The sequence below is a fragment of the Dolichospermum sp. LEGE 00246 genome (genome assembly GCF_015207865.1).
Lineage (GTDB): Bacteria > Cyanobacteriota > Cyanobacteriia > Cyanobacteriales > Nostocaceae > Dolichospermum > Dolichospermum heterosporum.
In genome coordinates this window covers 1-4,837 of sequence record NZ_JADEWA010000424.1, presented here as the reverse complement: position 1 = coordinate 4,837, position 4,837 = coordinate 1, and the positions used below count along the sequence as shown (strand labels likewise).

Here is a 4,837-nt window from a genome sequence, read left to right as displayed (position 1 = left end):
GGTTCTACCGCTCCCCTTATGGAAGAGAATATTAATTTAATTTTCGTAGGTTGGGTTGAACGAAGTGAAACCCAACATTAGCGGGAGGATAAATAAGAGGTGTTGGGTTTCGTTCCTCAACCCAACCTACAATAAATCTTGTTTTACATAAAGGGAACGGTAGAGCCATAATTTGTAAATATTTTCATCCTTGCTATCTTGGCGCGAAACTTACCTGAAAATAATTGTAATTGTAAGTAGGTGAACACAATAAAACCAAAGTGTGTAAAGAAACGTAAAATCGCCCAAAACCTCTTTACTCTTGCCTATTGCCTTGCCATAACGACAATTTTCAACGCCAACCTACTTAGTTGCTATAATCAAAACGAACTTAAAAACACCCTGCTATGATCGCCATTCCCCAACAACTGCCAAAAATGACCATTGAGGAATATTTCACCTGGGAACTTGACCAGGATATTCGCTATGAATACATCAACGGCGAAGTTTTTGCCATGACAGGTGGGACAATTCCCCACAATGATATTGCTCTCAATCTTTACAGACCTCTATATTCTCATCTTCGTCCTAGAGGTTGTCGAGTCAATGTGTCAGATGTGAAAGTGCAAGTTACCCCTAAAAGCCCATACTTCTATCCTGATCTTATCGTCAGTTGTCACCCCGATGACCTTAATGCCCGCAAATTTATTCAAAACCCTAAATTGATTGTTGAAGTTCTTTCTCCTGGTACAACTAATAAAGATAGAGGAGAAAAATTCAGATATTATTTAACAATACCCAGTTTACAAGAATACATCTTGATTGATTCCGAAAAAATATCTGTTGAACGTTACTGTCGAGGAGAAGGAAGAATGTGGCTTTACTATCCCTACACTACTGGAGACATCATCACTTTATCAAGTATTGAATTTGAATTTCCCATAGAAATGCTTTATGATGGTGTAGGATTGGAAATAGAAACATAAAAATATATTTCCAACATAAGTTTGATAAGAGGATGTTTGAAAAGTTTCCGGCGATTAGAAATCGCTACTACACAAACAAAGTCCACCTGCGTGGACTAACTAAAAATCAAGGCTTTTGAACCCACGAAGGTGGGTTTCGTCTGTGTAGCCGCGACTTCTAGTCACCCTTGCAAGTAATAAATTAGACTTTTCAAACACCCTCTAAATGTCAGTTAAAATTTAATCCCTTATTAAAACTATGGCAAAGCGTAAAAAAAGCAATCTTCAATGGATTAAAGAAACCCTAGAATTAAGCCCAGATCATCATTGGGAGGGTCCTGATGATTATAAGATTTTTGTAGCTGGGAGGGGCGCGGTTCGCTTCAATGTTCCCCAAAATTGGGTGTTTGAACCACAAGAAAAATCTTTTAAGTTCATGGATAAAAAACCACCTGATGATGATTGTTGTTTAGAGGTATCTTACAATCATTTACCCCCGAATGACTGGACACTTTTTCCCCTTAAACATACTTTGAAAAAAATCATGGAAGATGACAGCCGTGATGTGATTGAAAGGGGAGAGGTGATTACTGTTAAGCGACAAACAGCCCGGATTATGTGGTGTGAAATTAAATTTATTGACACTCAATCCGAACCCAGGGAAGCTTTTTCTCGGACTTGTGTGGGTTTGGGTTCAAATATTCAATGTTTAATTACCTTTGATTATTGGGCAGATCAAGCAGAGCAATTAATCCCGATTTGGGATGAAGTGATGCGGAGTTTGACACTAGGATTATATATCAGAGATCCGAGAACTGGTTTAGCTTTTCCCGATTAAGTAAGTGGGCGTTAAAAAATATAATATAAACCTAACCCCCCAACCCCCTTCCCTACCAGGGAAGGGGGAATCAAAGCCTCTCCCCTGGTAGGGGAGAGGTTTGCAGAGAGGTTTTAGATTTAATTGTGCCAAGCTACTTAAAATGCCGATAAAATAACCTCAGCTTGAGTTTTTGCATTACGAGTGGAGGTTGTTGGTTTGACAGTAGATGGTGCGAATTTGGGTTAATTGTGGATGTTGGTGAAAATTATTTCCCAGATTTTGGGTAAACTGGAGACTGCAAATTAACCCATTACACAGATTCGTAATTCAATATTCATGGCAAATCCCACCGCAACTCTAGAAACTTCCCTTGGTACTATTACTCTTGAGCTATTTACCGATGTTATGCCCATAACGGCGGGAAATTTCATCAAATTGGCTAAAAGTGGGTTTTATGATGGTTTGCATTTCCACCGTGTGATTAATAACTTCATGGTGCAGTTTGGTTGTCCTTACAGTAAAGATCCTAGCTCTCCGCGTGCGGGTACAGGCAATGGTCCTGATGGGTGCATTCAAGATGAGCATCCTGAAGACGGGAAACTTTCTAACGAACCAGGAACTCTCTCTATGGCTAATACGGGGAGACCTAATAGTGGTAGTTGCCAGTTTTTTATCAACACTGTCCACAATCACTATCTGGATTGGTTTACACCTGGTCAATCTAAACACCCTGTTTTCGGTCGAGTTACTGAAGGGATGGATGTATTGAAAGCCATTGAAACTACTCCCACGGGTGCAGGCGATCGCCCCAAAACTCCAGTTAAAATGATCAAAGTAACTATCCACGAATAAAATCAAGGATTAGTGCGGAGGCTTCTCCGCACACCGCTATCTTCAAGGGACTTCCAATTAAGTAGGTGAACACAATAAAACCAATCTGTGTAAAGAAAAGTAAAATCGCCCAAACCCTCTTCACTCTTGCCTCTTGCATGAGTGCCTCTTGCCTTGCCATAACGACTATTTTTAATGCTAACCTACTTACTTATCTCATCAACCGCCTTGTCACCCGTTAAGCAGAAAATTAACACACATTGAAATGGTTAATCCTAGATCATTAAATGATAGCATAGATGATTACTTATGGTAACTATTTATAGTAAATATTGGACTGATTTGGCACAAGGTTGTTAGATGTTGTTGAGACGTTTTTTAACTTCCCCTTTGATATTTCTTGTTAGTATGCATACAAACCCCTTTAAACAATTACAAGTCAATCTTTCTGTAACGGCTGCTACTATAGCCTTGTTGGTTACTGCGCCATCAATGGCTCATGGTCAAGTTAATAGTACCACCACTAAGCCAACCTCATCAAATTCTAAGACATCAGTAGTTAATATATCCATTACTGAGGCTGAAGTGCTGGCTGCTCAAAAAGCCTGGGGTGAAGCATTGGTTTCCATCAGTACCACCTATGATGAAAAGGGGATAGCCGCTGCTAGAAAATTGGCTGACAATATAATAGATCAATCATATGCTTATCAATCGGGATTGGTGTTGTTCAAGCCAACCTTGACAACTGGAGACCAGACCTTCCGCACGACACACAAAGGAGCTTTGTCTTATTTTGTGGGTGGTGATTCCTCCTTCCCTCAAGATACTGGTTTTGCTCTCAAAGGATGGCGAAAGGTGGAAATTCGCAACGCTGGTATTTTTATTGTTGGTAATACTGCTACCACTATGGGTAATGTTTCCATAACTGATAAAACAGGTAAAGTCACAAAAGTAGATAAAACCTGGCAGTTTATTAGAGGTGGTGATGGCAAATTGCGTATTATTCTACACCATTCTTCTCTGCCCTATAGTCCAAAATAAACATGGAATAGATCCCCGACTTCTCTAAGAAGTCGGGGATATGAAATAACTCTAATCGCATTAAAATGAGTAATTGGACAAAAATATTTACAGTCATTGCGAGCGAAGGGAAGCAATCACAACCCTTGGAATTGCTTCATGTCACTTCGTTCCATATGGCTAACGCCACGCTGCGCTAACGCAATGACATTGTGTAATTAATTCTGTCTCACTACTTAAGGTTGTTAATTTGACGGTGATTAATTGTCTGAATCAGGATTTCCAGGATTTCAGGATTTACAGGATGAGGGATTCGGTGGTTAATTGGTGGCGATCGCTGTCCCTATATCCCCAGATCCCCGACTTCTCTAAGAAGTCGGGGATCTGAATAACTCTAATCGCACCAAAATAAGGTTGTTAATTTGAGGATAATTAATTGTCTGAATCAGGATTTCCAGGATTTCAGGATTTACAGGATGAGGGATTTGCAGATAATGTTGTTAATTTGACGCTGATTAATTGGTGAGCGATCGCTGTGGTACATTGTTTGATAGCTTACAGGATGTGATTTATCATTTTAAGCGACCGCTTTCTAGTATCAAACATTAATTATTTAAAAGCTTCAATCTGATCCAGATAAACATTAATTAACTGATGATCAGCCACTAAAATTTCAATTTCTGGCCAAACTCTGGACAGGAGTGAGTGAAATTGACGTTTTCGCACATTCCCAAAGCGTAGATGTACTACTTTAGGCGGGAGTAAATCAACCATCATGCGATCAGAAAAATCTGCATCTTTGGTAACAATTACCAGGTTTCTTTCTTTCGCATACTGCCATATTTGGGTATCACTTGGACTGTCACCTAAGATGGAAACATGGACAATGGGTAAAGATGGGGTAAATTGAATTTTCACGGGTAGATTTTCATCGAATAAAAACCCATTCATGCGATTTTTCTCACTTCGTAGTGATTCCCCATCAACTTTGCTGCAAATTGAATACAAGCATAAATATCTTCTCGTTGTAGAGAGGGGTACTCTTCCAGAATTTCCTCAATTGAATCACCAGCACCTAAAAACTCCATAATTGTTTGTACAGAAATTCGAGTATTAGTAATAATAGGTCGTCCATTGCAAATATCTGGATGAATAGTTATTCTGCTTTCCATTTTGTTTACTTCTTGTCGTTACGGATTAATTGTAGCATTTGTCTGATAGC

Annotated in this window: 6 protein-coding genes; 4 read left to right on the top strand and 2 right to left on the bottom strand. The window is 39.3% G+C overall.

From position 1 onward, the window contains the following. Positions 1 to 386: 386 nt before the first annotated feature. The 4 genes from IQ228_RS21325 (at position 387) to IQ228_RS21310 (ending at position 3,636) form a co-directional block, all read left to right on the top strand. Complete coding sequence (locus IQ228_RS21325; protein WP_027404284.1) at positions 387 to 965, top strand: Uma2 family endonuclease; 579 nt, start codon at positions 387 to 389, stop codon at positions 963 to 965. Between the two features lie 238 nt (positions 966 to 1,203). Then, on the top strand, positions 1,204 to 1,782 hold the full coding sequence (locus IQ228_RS21320; protein ID WP_027404285.1) for a hypothetical protein: 579 nt from the start codon (positions 1,204 to 1,206) through the stop codon (positions 1,780 to 1,782). Positions 1,783 to 2,100: 318 nt separating this feature from the next. After that, entirely contained in the window at positions 2,101 to 2,616 is a 516-nt protein-coding gene (locus tag IQ228_RS21315) for a peptidylprolyl isomerase (RefSeq protein ID WP_027404286.1), read from the top strand. Positions 2,617 to 3,003: 387 nt separating this feature from the next. Beyond that, complete coding sequence (locus IQ228_RS21310) at positions 3,004 to 3,636, top strand: hypothetical protein (protein WP_027404287.1); 633 nt, start codon at positions 3,004 to 3,006, stop codon at positions 3,634 to 3,636. A 588-nt stretch (positions 3,637 to 4,224) separates the two neighbouring features. On the opposite strand, the gene IQ228_RS21305 is transcribed toward IQ228_RS21310, so the two are convergent. Both IQ228_RS21305 and IQ228_RS21300 read right to left on the bottom strand, forming a co-directional pair. Next, the gene (locus IQ228_RS21305) at positions 4,225 to 4,566 is read right to left on the bottom strand and encodes a DUF5615 family PIN-like protein (RefSeq protein ID WP_193964351.1); all 342 of its coding nucleotides are present in this window, start codon (positions 4,564 to 4,566) and stop codon (positions 4,225 to 4,227) included. Further along, positions 4,563 to 4,787 (bottom strand): DUF433 domain-containing protein, encoded by a 225-nt coding sequence (locus IQ228_RS21300; protein ID WP_039201637.1) that lies wholly within the window; start codon positions 4,785 to 4,787, stop codon positions 4,563 to 4,565. Before IQ228_RS21300 ends, IQ228_RS21305 begins: the two co-directional genes overlap by 4 nt. Between the last annotated feature and the right edge of the window lie 50 nt (positions 4,788 to 4,837).

Bases quoted from the DNA above. Each gene is read 5' to 3' on its own strand.
- IQ228_RS21310 (WP_027404287.1), top strand. From the start codon at position 3,004: ATGCATACAAACCCCTTTAAACAATTACAAGTCAATCTTTCTGTAACG.
- IQ228_RS21325 (WP_027404284.1), top strand. From the start codon at position 387: ATGATCGCCATTCCCCAACAACTGCCAAAAATGACCATTGAGGAATAT.
- IQ228_RS21305 (WP_193964351.1), bottom strand. From the start codon at position 4,566: ATGAATGGGTTTTTATTCGATGAAAATCTACCCGTGAAAATTCAATTT.
- IQ228_RS21315 (WP_027404286.1), top strand. From the start codon at position 2,101: ATGGCAAATCCCACCGCAACTCTAGAAACTTCCCTTGGTACTATTACT.
- IQ228_RS21320 (WP_027404285.1), top strand. From the start codon at position 1,204: ATGGCAAAGCGTAAAAAAAGCAATCTTCAATGGATTAAAGAAACCCTA.
- IQ228_RS21300 (WP_039201637.1), bottom strand. From the start codon at position 4,787: ATGGAAAGCAGAATAACTATTCATCCAGATATTTGCAATGGACGACCT.